This is a genomic window from Streptomyces hundungensis (assembly GCF_003627815.1).
Lineage (GTDB): Bacteria > Actinomycetota > Actinomycetes > Streptomycetales > Streptomycetaceae > Streptomyces > Streptomyces hundungensis_A.
Genome location: NZ_CP032698.1, coordinates 2,106,372 through 2,120,125 on the forward strand (window position 1 = coordinate 2,106,372; position 13,754 = coordinate 2,120,125).

General features: G+C 71.4%; 15 protein-coding genes. 3 read left to right on the top strand and 12 right to left on the bottom strand.

Features of this window, described 5'->3' with window-relative positions:
- On the bottom strand, window positions 1-828 hold the full coding sequence (locus DWB77_RS09335) for an enoyl-CoA hydratase family protein (RefSeq protein WP_120720802.1): 828 nt from the start codon (window positions 826-828) through the stop codon (window positions 1-3).
- Window positions 829-1,146: 318 nt separating this feature from the next.
- On the opposite strand from DWB77_RS09335, the gene DWB77_RS09340 reads away from it, so the two are divergent.
- A complete protein-coding gene (locus tag DWB77_RS09340; protein ID WP_120720803.1) occupies window positions 1,147-1,587 on the top strand; it encodes an ATP-binding protein in 441 nt (146 codons plus the stop codon).
- A 58-nt stretch (window positions 1,588-1,645) separates the two neighbouring features.
- On the opposite strand, the gene argF is transcribed toward DWB77_RS09340, so the two are convergent.
- The 4 genes from argF to DWB77_RS09360 all read right to left on the bottom strand — a co-directional run bounded on the left by argF (window position 1,646) and on the right by DWB77_RS09360 (window position 6,018).
- Window positions 1,646-2,644 (bottom strand): ornithine carbamoyltransferase, encoded by a 999-nt coding sequence (gene argF, locus DWB77_RS09345; RefSeq protein ID WP_120720804.1) that lies wholly within the window; start codon window positions 2,642-2,644, stop codon window positions 1,646-1,648.
- A gap of 83 nt (window positions 2,645-2,727) precedes the next feature.
- Window positions 2,728-3,960: an arginine deiminase gene (locus DWB77_RS09350; RefSeq protein ID WP_162952483.1), complete on the bottom strand. Its 1,233-nt coding sequence runs from the start codon at window positions 3,958-3,960 to the stop codon at window positions 2,728-2,730.
- A 106-nt stretch (window positions 3,961-4,066) separates the two neighbouring features.
- On the bottom strand, window positions 4,067-5,086 hold the full coding sequence (gene mmuM, locus DWB77_RS09355) for a homocysteine S-methyltransferase (RefSeq protein WP_120727578.1): 1,020 nt from the start codon (window positions 5,084-5,086) through the stop codon (window positions 4,067-4,069).
- Window positions 5,087-5,088: 2 nt separating this feature from the next.
- Entirely contained in the window at window positions 5,089-6,018 is a 930-nt protein-coding gene (locus tag DWB77_RS09360; RefSeq protein ID WP_120720806.1) for an LLM class F420-dependent oxidoreductase, read from the bottom strand.
- Between the two features lie 249 nt (window positions 6,019-6,267).
- On the opposite strand from DWB77_RS09360, the gene DWB77_RS09365 reads away from it, so the two are divergent.
- On the top strand, window positions 6,268-6,519 hold the full coding sequence (locus DWB77_RS09365; protein WP_120720807.1) for a hypothetical protein: 252 nt from the start codon (window positions 6,268-6,270) through the stop codon (window positions 6,517-6,519).
- A gap of 11 nt (window positions 6,520-6,530) precedes the next feature.
- On the opposite strand, the gene DWB77_RS09370 is transcribed toward DWB77_RS09365, so the two are convergent.
- From DWB77_RS09370 to DWB77_RS09400, 7 genes are all read right to left on the bottom strand, one after another.
- Entirely contained in the window at window positions 6,531-6,998 is a 468-nt protein-coding gene (locus tag DWB77_RS09370; protein WP_120720808.1) for a MarR family transcriptional regulator, read from the bottom strand.
- Window positions 6,995-7,489, bottom strand: a complete 495-nt coding sequence (locus DWB77_RS09375; protein WP_120720809.1) for a MarR family winged helix-turn-helix transcriptional regulator — start codon at window positions 7,487-7,489, stop codon at window positions 6,995-6,997. The genes DWB77_RS09370 and DWB77_RS09375 overlap by 4 nt, the downstream gene beginning before the upstream one ends.
- A 102-nt stretch (window positions 7,490-7,591) precedes the next feature.
- The gene (locus DWB77_RS09380; protein ID WP_120720810.1) at window positions 7,592-8,083 is read right to left on the bottom strand and encodes a DUF6099 family protein; all 492 of its coding nucleotides are present in this window, start codon (window positions 8,081-8,083) and stop codon (window positions 7,592-7,594) included.
- A gap of 125 nt (window positions 8,084-8,208) precedes the next feature.
- Window positions 8,209-8,592, bottom strand: a complete 384-nt coding sequence (locus DWB77_RS09385; protein ID WP_120720811.1) for a nucleotide pyrophosphohydrolase — start codon at window positions 8,590-8,592, stop codon at window positions 8,209-8,211.
- Window positions 8,589-9,749, bottom strand: a complete 1,161-nt coding sequence (locus DWB77_RS09390) for an AAA family ATPase (RefSeq protein WP_120727580.1) — start codon at window positions 9,747-9,749, stop codon at window positions 8,589-8,591. The genes DWB77_RS09385 and DWB77_RS09390 overlap by 4 nt, the downstream gene beginning before the upstream one ends.
- Before the next feature lie 170 nt (window positions 9,750-9,919).
- Window positions 9,920-10,309 carry a cell division protein SepF gene (locus DWB77_RS09395; RefSeq protein WP_120720812.1) on the bottom strand — a complete coding sequence of 130 codons (390 nt, stop codon included), beginning with the start codon at window positions 10,307-10,309 and terminating at the stop codon, window positions 9,920-9,922.
- A 322-nt stretch (window positions 10,310-10,631) separates the two neighbouring features.
- Window positions 10,632-11,042, bottom strand: a complete 411-nt coding sequence (locus DWB77_RS09400; protein WP_120720813.1) for a Fur family transcriptional regulator — start codon at window positions 11,040-11,042, stop codon at window positions 10,632-10,634.
- Window positions 11,043-11,467: 425 nt separating this feature from the next.
- Between DWB77_RS09400 and katG the strand changes: the two genes are divergently transcribed.
- Window positions 11,468-13,699, top strand: a complete 2,232-nt coding sequence (katG, locus tag DWB77_RS09405) for a catalase/peroxidase HPI (protein WP_120720814.1) — start codon at window positions 11,468-11,470, stop codon at window positions 13,697-13,699.
- The last annotated feature ends 55 nt before the right edge of the window (window positions 13,700-13,754 follow it).

A 13,754-nucleotide genomic window follows, 5' to 3' on the forward strand; every position in this document is an offset into this window, starting at 1 on the left:
CTACCGTCCCTGCCACTTCGGGGGGCGCTTCTCGGTGAAGGCCGCGTGGAACTCGGCGTAGTCCTCGCCGTTCATCAGCAGGGCCTGGGTCGCCGCGTCCAGTTCCACGGAGGCGGCGAGCGGCATGTCGAGCTCCGCGGTGAGCAGCGCCTTGGTCTGCGCGTGGGCGAGGGCGGGGCCGTCCGCGAGGTGCCGGGCGAGTTCCGCGGCGCGGGCGTCCGCCGCGCCTTCCGCCGTCAACTCGCTGAGCAGGCCGATCCGTTCGGCCTCGGCGGCGCGTACGGGTTCGCCGAGCATGAGCAGACGCGTGGCGTGGCCGAGGCCGACGACGCGGGGCAGCAGATAGGCGGCGCCCATGTCGCCCCCGGACAGGCCCACCTTGGTGAAGAGGAAGGCGAACCGTGCCGTGGGGTCGGCGATCCGGAAGTCGGCGGCGAGGGCGAGCACCGCGCCCGCGCCCGCGGCGACCCCGTGCAGGGCGGCGATCACCGGGAAGGGGCATTCGCGGATGGCGCGCACCACCTGGCCGGTCATCCGGTTGAAGTCGAGGAGTTCGGCGGTGTCCATCGACAGGGTGGCGCCGATGATCTCGTCGACGTCGCCGCCCGAACAGAAGCCGCGCCCCTGGCCGGCCAGCACCAGGGCGCGCACCGAGCGTTCCCGGGACAGTTGGGCGAGCAGGTCGCGCAGGTCGGCGTAGGCGCCGAAGGTGAGGGCGTTGAGCTTCTCCGGCCGGGCCAGGGTGACGGTCGCGACCCCGTCGTCGACCGACAACCGCAGATGGCGCCAGTCCTCGGTGGGCGGTGCGGAGCTGGGAAAGGGGCTCATCCGGGCGGCCTCCCTCGGCGGGACGGCAGGCGCCGCCCCTGCTTCTGCTGCCTGCCCGACGAAGGTATCACTCGTACGTGACTGTCGTCACGAGTACGCGATAAGCGCCCCGCGGGGCCGACCAGAGGCCAAGGTCCCGAGCGCCGGAGCCCCACGGCCCGAGGGCCACCCGCCGGGGGCCTCTACGCGCCCGCGCACCGGCTCCGTACCGTGGGGGAAGAGGCCGCCCCACCCGTGCAGACCCCACCCGTGAAGAACAGGGCCGCCCCACGACCCGCGCGTTCCGGCACTCCCCGCACCCCGAACGGATCTGTTGCCTTGCCCGATCCCCCCGGACCCGAACGTGACGCCGCGCCGTCCGCGTGGCGCATCTCGCTCCCCCACACCCCGGCCGCCGTGCCCATCGCCCGCGCCCTGGTGCGTACCGCGCTCGCGGACATCGACGCGCCCGCCGACAGCGACACCGCCGAACTGCTCACCGCGGAGCTCGTCGCCAACGCGGTCGAGCACACGCCGGGCGACACCCCGATCGAGCTGGTCGTGGAGCTGTTCTCCTCGGGCTGCCAGGTCGAGGTGCACGACGACTCGCCGCTGCCGCCGGGCGATCTCTCGGCCCCGGGAGCGGTCGCCCACCTCGACCCCTGGCAGGAGCACGGCCGCGGCCTGCTCCTCATCCGCACCCTGAGCTCGGCGTGCGGCCACCGCCCCACCGCGCACGGCAAGGCGGTCTGGTTCACCCTGCCGAGCCGTAGCGGCTGACGGGCCGCGTCCGTCGCGCCCGGGCCGCGGCGCCTTTCCCGTGCCGTGGCCTTCGGGGTCAGCCCAGGGTGGCGACCATGACCGCCTTGATGGTGTGCAGCCGGTTCTCCGCCTCGTCGAAGACGACCGAGTGCGCCGACTCGAAGACCTCGTCGCTCACTTCGAGTTCGCTCAGGCCGTACCGCTCGTGGATGTCGCGGCCGACCTGGGTGCCGAGGTCGTGGAAGGCGGGCAGGCAGTGCAGGAACTTGACGCCGGCGTTGCCGGTGGCCCGCAACACGTCCATGGTCACCGCGTACGGGGCGAGCGCCTTGATCCGCTCGGCCCAGATCTCCTGGGGCTCGCCCATGGAGACCCAGACGTCGGTGGCGACGAAGTCCGCGCCGGCCACGCCTTCCTCGACGGACTCGGTCAGGGTGACGCGAGCACCGCTCACCGCGGCCGCCTCGCGCGCCTGCGCGACGACGTCCCCGGCCGGCCAGTACGCCCGGGGCGCCACGATCCGGACGTCCATGCCGAGCAGGGCGCCGGTGACCAGATAGGAATTGCCCATGTTGAAGCGGGCGTCCCCCAGATAGGCGAAGACGACCTCGCCCAGCGGCTTGTCGGTGTGCTCGGTGACGGTGAGGACGTCGGCGAGCATCTGGGTGGGGTGCCAGTCGTCGGTCAGACCGTTGTAGACCGGCACCCCGGAGTGAACGGCGAGGGCCTCGGCGGTCTCCTGCGCATCGCCCCGGAACTCGATCGCGTCGAACATCCGGCCAAGGACCCGCGCCGAGTCACGCGCCGACTCCTTCTTGCCGATGTGCGATCCGGCCGGGTCGATGTACGTCGTCGACGCCCCCTGGTCCGCCGCGGCCACCTCGAAGGAGCAGCGGGTCCTCGTCGAGGGCTTCTCGAAGATCAGCGCGACATTGCGGCCGCGCAGCCGCTGCACCTCGGTGCCCGCCTTCTTCGCGGCCTTGAGCTCGGCGGCAAGGGTGACGAGCCCGAGGAACTCCTCGGCCGTGAAGTCCAGCTCCTTGAGGAAGTGGCGGCCTGCGAGATCTATCGCCATGGTGGCGCTCCTGGGGCGGATAGGGGACGACGGCGACGACGACGTCCAGTCAGTACTGGAATTCTATACGTAAGAGCGCATCACTATACGGCATCGCGCTCGATCGGACAGCTCATGCAGCGCGGGCCGCCCCTGCCCCGCCCCAGCTCATTGCCCCGGATCTCGATCACCTCGATGCCCTCCTTGCGCAGATGCGTATTGGTCGTGACATTGCGCTCGTACGCCACCACCACCCCCGGCTCCACCGCGAGCACGTTGCAGCCGTCGTCCCACTGCTCGCGCTCGGCGGAGTGCACGTCCTGGGTGGCGGTCAGCACCCGGATCCGGTCCAGGCTCAGGGCCGCCGCGATCGCGCGGTGCATGTGCTCGGGCGGATGATCGGTGACCTTGAGCTCCTGCTCACCCGCGCCCGGCTCGATCGTGTACGAGCGCAGCATGCCCAGACCCGCGTACTGGGTGAAGGTTTCTCCATCGACCATCGTCATCACCGTGTCGAGATGCATGAACGCCCGCCGCTTCGGCATGTCCAGCGCCACGATGGTCCGCGCCGAACCCGCCGCGAACAGCCCACGGGCCAGCATCTCCACCGCCTGCGGAGTGGTCCGCTCGCTCATCCCGATCAGCACCGCGCCATTGCCGATCACCAGGACGTCACCGCCCTCGATGGTGGAGGGATAGTCGCTCTGCCCGCGCGACCAGATGTTGAACGGGCCCGCCTGCTCCCCCTGGAACAGCGGATGATGACGGTAGATCGCCTCGAAGTGCACGGTCTCGCGCTGCCGGGCCGGCCAGCGCATCGCGTTGATCGAAACCCCGTCATAGATCCAGGCGGACGTGTCACGCGTGAACAGATGGTTCGGCAGCGGGCCGAGCAGGAAGTCGTCCAGATCCATCGCGTGGAAACGCACCGACGTCGGCTCGGGATGCCCCTCCAGGAACTCCCGCTTGGTCATCCCGCCGACCAGCGCCTCCGCCAGATCGGCCGCCGGCAACTCCTCGAAGGCCGCCCGCAGATGGCCCGTCGCCAGCGGCCCGTACTCCTTCTCGTCGAAGACCCGGTCCAGCACGAGGGCCCGCGCCTCGGGGATCTCCAACGACTCGCGCAGCAGATCCCCGAAGAGATGCACCTCCACTCCCCGGTCGCGCAGCACATCCGCGAACCCGTCGTGCTCCTGTCTGGCCCGACGCACCCACAGCACGTCGTCGAAGAGCAGCGCGTCCTTGTTGCTGGGTGTGAGGCGCTTCAGCTCCAGATCTGGCCGATGCAATATGACGCGGCGCAGCCGCCCGGTCTCGGAATCGACATGGAATCCCATGTCCCCATCCTGTCCCGCACCGGCCCCGCTCACCCGGAGAACACGCTCCCCGCCGCCCGGCCCACCGAGGCGGCGGCCCACCCCGGCCCACCAACCGGTCTGACACCTACCCCGGCCACTGCCGCACCCGGGCCGCCACCTGGGCGATCAGGGCCGGACCCACCCGGCAACACCCGCCGACGAGCCGCGCCCCCGCCGCCGTCCACTCCGCCACCCGCGCCGCCTCGAACGTCGCCCCGCCCACCCAGCGACGCCCGAGGGCATCCCAGCGCTCACCGCTGTTCGGGTAGACCACCACCGGCTTACCCGTCACCGAGGTGGCGATCGGCACCGCCCGGCCGGCCTCGACGGGGTCACAACAGTTCACCCCGACCGCGATCACCTGGTCCTGCCCCGCCACCAGCGCGAACGCCGCCGCCAGATCCTGGCCGGCCCGCGTGTGCTCACCCGCGATGGTGTACGAGAGCCACACCGGCACCCCGCACCCCTCCACCACCCGCAGCAGAGCCTCCGCCTCATCGACGTCCGGCACCGTCTCCAACGCCAGCACATCAGGACCGGCCGCCACCAGCGCCTCCACACGCGGCCGGTGAAAACGCTCCAACTCCCGCACGCTCAGCCCATAGCGCCCCCGGTACTCACTGCCGTCGGCCAGAAAGGCGCCATAGGGGCCGACGGAGGCGGCCACCCAGGGGGCGGGGGGCGGGGCGGGGCTTCGGGGGGCCTCCCCCTCCCCCCTCCCCCACCCCACCCCTCCCCCCGCGCCCCCACCCTGCCCGTGCGGCTCCACCCCGGAAGGGCCGTGCGCCGCGCTCAACTGCCCTGCTGCGCGCGCCAGTTCCACGCTCTTGGTCAGGAGGCGCTCCGTCTCCCGGTGGCTCAGGCCTCGGCGGGCGAAGCCCTCGAAGGTGGCCTGGTAGCCGGCGGTGGTCAGTACCTGGGCGCCCGCACGGGCGTAGGCCGTGTGCGCCGCCTGGATCTGCCCGGGGTCGTCGGCGAGCAGCCGGGCCGACCACAGGTCGTCGCTCAAGTCGCAGCCCTGGGACTCCAGTTGGTTGGACAGACCGCCGTCGAGGACCACCGGCCCCTGCGCGAGGGCCGCCGCGAGCGTCCGGGCGGGGCGCACGGTCACGCCCGGTTCAGTTGCGGCAGCACCGTCGAGGAGATCAGTTCGAGGTGGTCGAGGTCGTCGAGGTCGAGCAGTTGGAGGTAGATGCGGGACGAGCCGGTCGCCTCGTACTTGCCGATCTTCTCCACGACCTCGGCGGGCGATCCCGCGAGTCCGTTGGCCTTGAGTTCTTCCACCTCCCTTCCGATGGCAGCGGCCCGGCGGGCCACCTCTGCGTCGTCCTTGCCCACGCAGACGACCAGCGCGTTGGAGTACACGAGGTCGTCCGCCCGGCGCCCGGCGGCTTCGGCGGCCGCCTTCACCCGGGTGAACTGCCGTTCGCTGTCCTCGATGGAGGCGAACGGGATGTTGAATTCGTCGGCGTACTGGGCCGCGAGGCGTGGCGTACGGGTCGCCCCGTGGCCCCCGATCAGGACGGGCACCTTGGCCTGTGCGGGCTTGGGCAGCGCGGGCGAGTCGTTGAGCTGGTAGTAGGTGCCGTGGAAGTCGAAGGTGCGGCCGACCTCCGTGGCCCACAGGCCGGTGACGATGGCCAGCTGCTCCTCCAGCCTGGCGAACTTCTCCTTCGGGAAGGGGATGCCGTACGCCTTGTGCTCCTCCTCGAACCAGCCTGCTCCCAGGCCGAGTTCGACCCGGCCGCCCGACATCTGGTCGACCTGGGCGACCTGGATGGCGAGCACGCCCGGCAGCCGGAAGGTGCCGGCCGTCATGAGCGTGCCGAGCCGGATCCGCTTGGTCTCGCGGGCGAGGCCCGCCAGGGTGATCCAGGCGTCGGTCGGGCCGGGGAGTCCGTCGGCGGATCCCATGCGGAGGTAGTGGTCGGAGCGGAAGAAGGCGTCGAAGCCGAGGTCTTCGGTGGCCTTGGCGACGGTCAGGAGGGTGTCGTATCCGGCGCCCTGCTGGGGCTCGGTGAAGATGCGAAGATCCATGCCTCCATCCTGCACCGTGGTGCGGCCGTCAACCCCGTCTCCCCCGCCCGCCGCATGAAAGCCCGGTCGGGTGAAAATCCTTCGAACTACCTCGGCGCGACCCCTCTGACCAGTGACGTTGGCGTCGAACGGTCGTTGGCTCGGGCGGAGCCGGACCGCCCGGCCCGCGTGTCGGCGGCCTCGACCGGGGCGCCGACCGACTCTGCGCCCCGCCCGCCGTGCGGGAGGGCTCGGGCCGAGGAGGCCGCCATGTCCCAGGAAGCCGTACCCGAACAGACTGTGCCGCAGCAGTCGCCGCCGCAGTCCGCAGCCGAGCGGAAGGGTGCGCCGAAGGGGCTGTTGCAGCAGATGGAGGAGCTGATGGCGGCGCTGAACGCCGATCTGACGCAACTCGACGCGGATCTCCAGTCCACCGCCGACCGCACGGCGCCCGTCGGTGGCCCGGACGAGCCGCAGAAGGCCCAGGGACAGGCGCGGCCCGAGCCGCGCGAGCGGCACTAGGGCCGGCTCGGTCAGTCGGCCAGCGTCGCGAGCTCCGCGTTCGCACGCTCGGTGATCAGGGCGAGGACGCGGCCGGCGGCGGCCAGGTCCTCGGTGGGTATCCCGCCCCAGACGCGGGCGGTGACGGGGCCGGTCGACGCTCCGACGGCCGCGATCAGCTCGCGCCCCGACCCGGTGGCACGAAGGTGGGCGCCGTCCATGGCGAGCAGGCGGTCGGCCAGCAGCTCGTCGAGGGTGGTGCGGATGTGGGCCGGGTCCGCCTTGAGGGAGGACCGGACCTGGGCGACGAGCTCGTCCGGCGTCCGCGGGGCGTCGGCGGTGACGGCGGCGCGCAGGGTGACGTGCTGCTGGAACGTGAGGCCGTGCCGGCCCAGGACGTGCTCCAGGAGACCGCGGGCGGCGTAGTGGGCCAGGCCCAGGGCGCGGGCGTCCGCGACGGGTGCGGTGGTGGATGCGGTGGTGGATGCGGTGGTGGTCATGATGGTGCCCCCTGAGTGTTCTCGTTGTTCGGCAGAGATGGCGTGAGAGGTGTGTCGAGCAGGGCCGTCAGCTCGTCGGTGAAGACGCGCGTCCGTGGGGCGTCGAGCCCGCCGAGCGGCTCCAGCAACTGCTGGTGCAGTTCCTGCACCACGTCGATGGCCTGCCGCGCGACGGTCTGCCCCTGCTTGGTGAGGGCGAGCTGTACGGCGCGCGGATCGCGGGGATCGCGGGTGCGCTCGATCAGCTCGGCCGACTCCAGGGCGCGCGCCAGCTTCGAGACGTACAGCGCCTCCAGGCCGGTGTGGTCGGCGAGTTGCCGCTGGCTGGGCCGCTCACCGGCCCGCTGCATTCCGTACAGCGACGCCACCAGCGAGTACTGCGCATGTGTGAGCCCCAGCGGAGCCAGTGCCCGATCGACGGCGACGCGCCACTTGTTGGCGAGCCGCCACACCATGAAGCCGGGCGTGGGGCCCGGTGCAACCTTGCTCATGGGAAATACAGTACATGGCTACTATCTCCATGGCTACTATGTTCTGCGCCCGTGACAGCACACCGGGGCCGGCCGGCCCCGTCGGTCATGGCGGGCCGGTGGTCATGGCGGGCCGGTGGTCGAGTCGCGCAGGATCTCGGCCGATCTGTCGCGCTCTCGTAAGGTGAGCCGGCGCAGCATGCCGCGGACCCGGTCGCCCGATTCGTCGGCGGCGTCGATGGCCTCCATGCACTGCCAGTACAGGCCCTCTTCGTCCGTGGCGCAGGCCACGGAGACCAAGGCCATGGCGACGTCGCCCAGCAGGGCGCCGAGGGAGGTCAACGCGCTTGCCGCGTCGGTCACTTCGGAGAGTTGGGCGGCGCGGATGCCGTCGCGCCGCAGGCCCGGGTGGTCGAGTACGGCGCAGCCCCGGCCGCCCGCCTCACTGAGGCCTCGGGCCTCGCCCCGCAGTTCCGGGGGGCCGGTGGCCGCGAGGTGGCCGCCGATGGCCTGGGCGAGGGCTTGTGCCTGCCAGGCCTCGGCCACGATGTCGAGAACCGCCCGGCTTTGGGCCAGGGCGTGTTGGCTGGTTTTCAGGAGCCGTACCGCGTCCATCCGATGTCCCCGTTCGTGTGGCGGGCCCGAGGTGGGTGTCCACTACCTAGCGTGAGCGTCAGTGGGCCGGAAAGCCAGAGGAAATCGGAAATCTGTGCACAGCAAGCCGATTGTGAGTATCTCGGTCACTCGGAAGAGTGACTCTCCGTGTTCGTAGACGGGTTGTTCGGGGCCTTGTGGGATTCCGGTGCGGGGAAGCGCAGTTCATTGCGGTCGATCTTGGCGGCGAGGGCCGCCAGCGGGTCGATGCCGAGTCCTTCGCAGAACTGGAGCAAATAGGCGAGGACGTCGGCGACTTCGTCGGTGACGCGGTGGGCCGTCTCGGGGTCGGCCATCACCCGGCCCGATTCCTCCGGGGTCAGCCATTGGAAGATTTCGAGCAGTTCCGAGGCCTCGACGCTGAGGGCGGCGGCAAGGTTCTTCGGGGTGTGGTGCGGCTGCCAGTGGCGGGCGGCGGCGAAGGCGGCGAGCCTGTTTTGCAGGGCCGGTACGTCGAGTCGGTGGTTCACGGCCCCAGGTCTACCACCGTGGCCCCGTGGGTTTCCCGGCTGCCCGCGTCGCCGACGGCGGCGAGGAGGCGGATGTGGCCGCGGGCGCACATCTCGGCGGCCAGCGCGATGAGTTCGCGGCTCTGCCGGGGGTCGAGGGCGCGGTCGAGTCCGTCGGCGACGACGGTGAGGGTCTGCATCGCGGGTGGCACTTCGGCGACGGTGTCCACGGCCAGGACGCCGGGCCCGGTGAGCAGCACGAGGGCGAGGGCGAGGTAGCGCAGTTCGCCCTCGCCGAGCCGGTCGACGGGGGTGCCGTGCAGGGTGGTGCCGCGGGCGAGGACGGCTCGTAAGGTGCCGTTGGCGTGTTCTTCGGTGGTGAGGCCCGTGACGGGGCCGACGCAGCCGGCGCGGGCGGCGCTGACGAGCCGGCCGTGCCGGATGCCGCATTCGGTGCGGGTGCGCCGCAGGATCTCGGCGAGGTTGTCGCAGCCGCGCCGGAGCCGGCCTCCGCCGTCCTGGCCGGGGACGACGGGTTCGCGCATGCGGTGGGGCTGGGGGTCGCAGGGGAACACCGAGCGCAGGGCGACGACGACTTGTTCGGCGGCGGCCAGGACGCGCAGCTGCCCTTCCGTCTTGCCCGCCACCCGCAGGGGCAGCAGTGCGGTGCCGAGCCGGTCGTCGGGCAGCGGGGCGCGGGTGACGGGGACCGCGCCCGCGGTGTGCCAGGCCGCCTGGACGGTGGAGCGGCCCGGGTCGCGCAGGGCGGTGCTGAGGAGGGTCTGTCCTTCGCTCGTCAACCGTTCGCCGACGACGCGGAGTTCGGGTTCGGCCTGGACGGCGAGGTCGAGGCGGACGGGACCGGCGGGGCCGTCGACGGTGCAGCCGATGCGGAAGCCGCGGCGGCCCTGGGCGTCGGCGCCCGCGCGTTCGGGTACGCAGCCCGAGGGGTCGCGGAAGACGGATCCGAGGGTGGCGCCCGCGCCGAGTCCGGCGAGGGCTTCGAAGGCTTCCAGGACGCTGGTCTTGCCGCTGCCGCTGGGCCCGGTGATCAGAGTGAGGGGGCCGAGCGGGATGGTGGCGCCGCGGTGGGTCCGGAAGGCGGAGAGCCTCAGTTCGGTGACGGTGGGGCGATCGGGGCGGCCGGTTCGGTCCCTGCTGGTGGTCGCGGTGGTCATGACCGGGACCGTACGCAGCCGCAAAACTGACGAACCGTTCCGCCTCGTTGACCTTCCTACGAATGAGGGACGGCACAGCGCTGCGGGACGGTCCTGGGCGGAGCGGTGGAACGGGAGTTGGTGGGGGGGGGCGGGTCGGGCGGGGATTCGTGCGGGAGTCGTGGGGCGGTTCAGGGGTGCGGTACTGCCGCCGCGGCGATGCCTTCCACTTCGGTGCCGGCCGGGGCGAGCAGGAAGACGTTGCGGTCGACGCGGTGCATGCCGCTGCCCAGGCCGAAGACGACGCCGGTGCTGAAGTCGAGGATGCGCTTGGCGACTTCGGGGTCGGCGCCGGTCAGGTCGAGCAGGACCGGGATCTGGGCGATGAGGTATTCGGCCACTTCGCGGGCGTCCGCGAAGATCTGGACCCGCAGGACGACGAAGCGCCGCTGTTCGACGGCCGCGTAGTCGCCGGGGATGGTGGTGTGGTCGGCTCTGGACGGCCATTCGTTGCGACCGCGCAGCGGAACGACCTGGGCGAGCCCCTCCCACTGTTCGTCGGTGACGTCGTACCTGCTCACCGGACCACCTCGCCCACGTGCTGTATCTGCATCCGGCCATGATGACGCCGCTCACCCGTTCAGCCCAACTTCGACACGGCCCGCGGGGGTGTCGGCTGCGCCTCATTTCACCGGGATCCGGGTGGATGGGCCGCTAGGGCCTGTCCGGCGGATCTGGTCGCCGTCGGGGTGCCGTGGCCTTGTGGTGCTGGTGAGCGGGGGGCTGGTGCGTCCAGCTGCAAGGCGGAGGAGGGCGGCGACGCGGAGCGTCGGCAACCGACGACAACGCCGCAGATGGGCGTGGCAGCCCCCCGCGTCCCAGACAAGATCCGCCGGACAGGCCCTAGGCGCAGGCGGGGCACACTCCGCGGTAGGTGACGTCGGCGCCGGACAGGGTGAAGCCGAACCGTTCCCCGGGAGGCAGGTCCACCAGCGGGTCGCCGGTCGGGTGGACGTCGCGGATGGTGCCGCAGCGCGAGCACACCAAGTGCTGGTGGGGCCGGTGGGCGTTGGGGTCGTAGCGCTTGGCGCGGCCGTCGGTGGAGACCTCCATGACCTCGCCGAGCAGGACGAGTTCGCCCAGGGTGTTGTAGACGGTCGCCCGGGAGATCTCGGGGAGCAGCCGGGCCGCGCGGACGTGCACCTCGTCGGCGGTGAGGTGCACGTGGTCGCCGTTCAGGACCTCCGCGACGACGCGCCGCTGGGAGGTCATGCGCCAGCCGCGCCCTCGCAGCCGTTCGAGCAGGTCACTCATTGCGGTCCACCTGTCCACGCCGAAGGAATATGGGTTTGGTGTTCTTCTTGACTTGGATTTGGTCCATCGTAGGATCGATGGCGTCGCCAGCCTAGGGACAGGAAGACTTCGCCCCACCCGCAACAGGACTCAACGACCCAACCCACCCACCAGACAGGGACGTCATGGGGATCGCCGCCGCGAGGACGCGGGGCGCCGGCCCACGGGTGTGCGCCGCGCGGCCGATGACCACCCGCGCGTCCGGCCGCCCCGGCCTCGTGACCGTAACGATGCCGTCGCCGTCCAGGGTGGGTGATCCGGCCGGTGAGCCCGTCCACCGGGCAGGTACCCCGGCCTTCGCACGCGACACCCGGGGCCCGTGCTCCGGCTTCTTCACCGCCCGCAGTTCCTGAGCAATGTGATCCACCGAGCCAAGAAGGATTGCCATGTCCGAGAACCCCGATGCAATCGTCACCGATGCCAAGACGGAGGGCACCGGCGGCTGCCCGGTGGCGCACCAGCGCGCCCCGCACCCGACGCAGGGCGGCGGCAACCGCCAGTGGTGGCCGGAGCGGCTCAATGTGAAGATCCTCGCCAAGAACCCCGCCGTGGCCAATCCGCTCGGTGAGGACTTCGACTACGCCGAGGCGTTCAGCTCCCTCGACCTTCCGGCGGTCAAGCGGGACATCGCCGAGGTCCTGACGACCTCCCAGGACTGGTGGCCCGCCGACTTCGGCAACTACGGCCCGCTGATGATCCGTATGGCGTGGCACAGCGCGGGCACCTACCGGATCAGCGACGGCCGGGGTGGTGCCGGGGCCGGGCAGCAGCGTTTCGCGCCGCTCAACAGCTGGCCGGACAACGTGAGCCTCGACAAGGCGCGCCGGCTGCTGTGGCCGGTCAAGAAGAAGTACGGCAAGAGCATCTCGTGGGCCGACCTGCTGGTGCTCACCGGCAATGTGGCCCTGGAGACGATGGGCTTCAAGACGTTCGGCTTCGGCGGTGGCCGCGCCGATGTGTGGGAGCCCGACGAGGACGTGTACTGGGGTCCCGAGACCAACTGGCTCGACGACCAGCGCTACACCGGCGACCGTGAGCTGGAGAACCCGCTCGGCGCGGTCCAGATGGGTCTGATCTACGTCAACCCCGAGGGCCCCAACGGCAACCCGGACCCGATCGCCGCGGCGCGCGACATCCGGGAGACGTTCCGCCGGATGGCGATGAACGACGAGGAGACCGTCGCGCTGATCGCCGGTGGTCACACCTTCGGCAAGACGCACGGCGCGGGCCCGTCCGAGGCGGTCGGTGACGACCCCGAGGCCGCCTCCATGGAGCAGCAGGGCCTCGGCTGGCGCAACACCCACGGCACCGGTGTGGGTCCCGACGCGATCACCAGCGGTCTCGAGGGCATCTGGACCAACACACCGACCACCTGGGACAACAGCTTCTTCGAGATCCTCTTCGGCTACGAGTGGGAGCTGTTCAAGAGCCCGGCCGGTGCCCACCAGTGGCGGCCGAAGGACGGCGCCGGTTCGGACACCGTGCCGGACGCCTTCGACGCGTCGAAGAAGCACGCCCCGACGATGCTGACGACCGACCTCTCGCTCCGCTTCGACCCGGCGTACGAGCAGATCTCGCGGCGTTTCCTGGCGGACCCGGAGGCGTTCGCGGACGCCTTCGCCCGTGCCTGGTACAAGCTGACCCACCGCGACATGGGTCCGGTCGTACGCTACCTCGGGCCGGAGGTCCCCTCCGAGGAGCTCCTGTGGCAGGACCCGCTGCCGGCCCGGACGTACGAGCTCATCGACGCCGAGGACATCGCCTCCCTCAAGGAGAAGGTCCTCGCCTCGGGGCTCACGGTGTCGCAGCTGGTGTCGACGGCGTGGGCGGCCGCGTCCTCGTTCCGCGGCAGTGACAAGCGCGGTGGCGCCAACGGCGGGCGCATCCGCTTGCAGCCGCAGGCCGGCTGGGAGGTGAACGAGCCCGACGAGCTGGCGACGGTCCTGCGCACCCTCGAAGGCATCCGTTCGGCGTTCAACGCGGAGCGGTCCGACGGCAAGCAGATCTCGCTGGCCGATCTGGTGGTGCTGGCCGGAGGGGCCGCCGTGGAGAAGGCGGCGAAGGACGGCGGGGTCGCCGTCGAGGTGCCGTTCGCGGCGGGCCGGGTGGACGCCTCGCAGGAGCAGACGGACGTGGAGTCCTTCGCCGCCCTGGAGCCGACGGCCGACGGGTTCCGCAACTACCTGGGCAAGGGCAACCGGCTGCCGGCCGAGTACCTGCTGCTCGACAAGGCGAACCTGCTGACGCTGAGCGCCCCCGAGCTGACGGTCCTCGTCGGCGGTCTGCGGGTCCTGGGCGCCACCTACCAGCAGTCCGCGCACGGCGTGTTCACCGACACCCCGGGGAGGCTCACCAACGACTTCTTCGTGAACCTGCTCGACCTGGGGACGACGTGGAAGGCGACGTCGGAGGACCAGAACACCTTCGAGGGCCGTGACAGCGCCACGGACCGCGTCCGCTGGACCGGCACCCGCGCCGACCTGGTGTTCGGCTCCAACTCGGAGCTCCGCGCGGTCGCCGAGGTGTACGCGAGCGACGACGCGAAGGAGAAGTTCGTGCGCGACTTCGTGGCGGCGTGGACCAAGGTCATGAACCTGGACCGCTTCGACCTGGTCTGATCCGCCCGCCCGGGCCGGCCTTCGGGGCCGGCCCGGGTGGCGTGCCGCGCCCCCT

Excerpts from the sequence above, each read along its gene's own strand:
- DWB77_RS09350 (WP_162952483.1), bottom strand. The coding sequence starts at position 3,960 with ATGGGATTCCATGTCGATTCCGAGACCGGGCGGCTGCGCCGCGTCATA.
- DWB77_RS09390 (WP_120727580.1), bottom strand. The coding sequence starts at position 9,749 with ATGACCACCGCGACCACCAGCAGGGACCGAACCGGCCGCCCCGATCGC.
- DWB77_RS09375 (WP_120720809.1), bottom strand. The coding sequence starts at position 7,489 with ATGAGCAAGGTTGCACCGGGCCCCACGCCCGGCTTCATGGTGTGGCGG.
- katG (WP_120720814.1), top strand. The coding sequence starts at position 11,468 with ATGTCCGAGAACCCCGATGCAATCGTCACCGATGCCAAGACGGAGGGC.
- DWB77_RS09365 (WP_120720807.1), top strand. The coding sequence starts at position 6,268 with ATGTCCCAGGAAGCCGTACCCGAACAGACTGTGCCGCAGCAGTCGCCG.
- DWB77_RS09370 (WP_120720808.1), bottom strand. The coding sequence starts at position 6,998 with ATGACCACCACCGCATCCACCACCGCATCCACCACCGCACCCGTCGCG.
- DWB77_RS09335 (WP_120720802.1), bottom strand. The coding sequence starts at position 828 with ATGAGCCCCTTTCCCAGCTCCGCACCGCCCACCGAGGACTGGCGCCAT.
- DWB77_RS09400 (WP_120720813.1), bottom strand. The coding sequence starts at position 11,042 with ATGAGTGACCTGCTCGAACGGCTGCGAGGGCGCGGCTGGCGCATGACC.
- DWB77_RS09380 (WP_120720810.1), bottom strand. The coding sequence starts at position 8,083 with ATGGACGCGGTACGGCTCCTGAAAACCAGCCAACACGCCCTGGCCCAA.
- DWB77_RS09360 (WP_120720806.1), bottom strand. The coding sequence starts at position 6,018 with ATGGATCTTCGCATCTTCACCGAGCCCCAGCAGGGCGCCGGATACGAC.
- argF (WP_120720804.1), bottom strand. The coding sequence starts at position 2,644 with ATGGCGATAGATCTCGCAGGCCGCCACTTCCTCAAGGAGCTGGACTTC.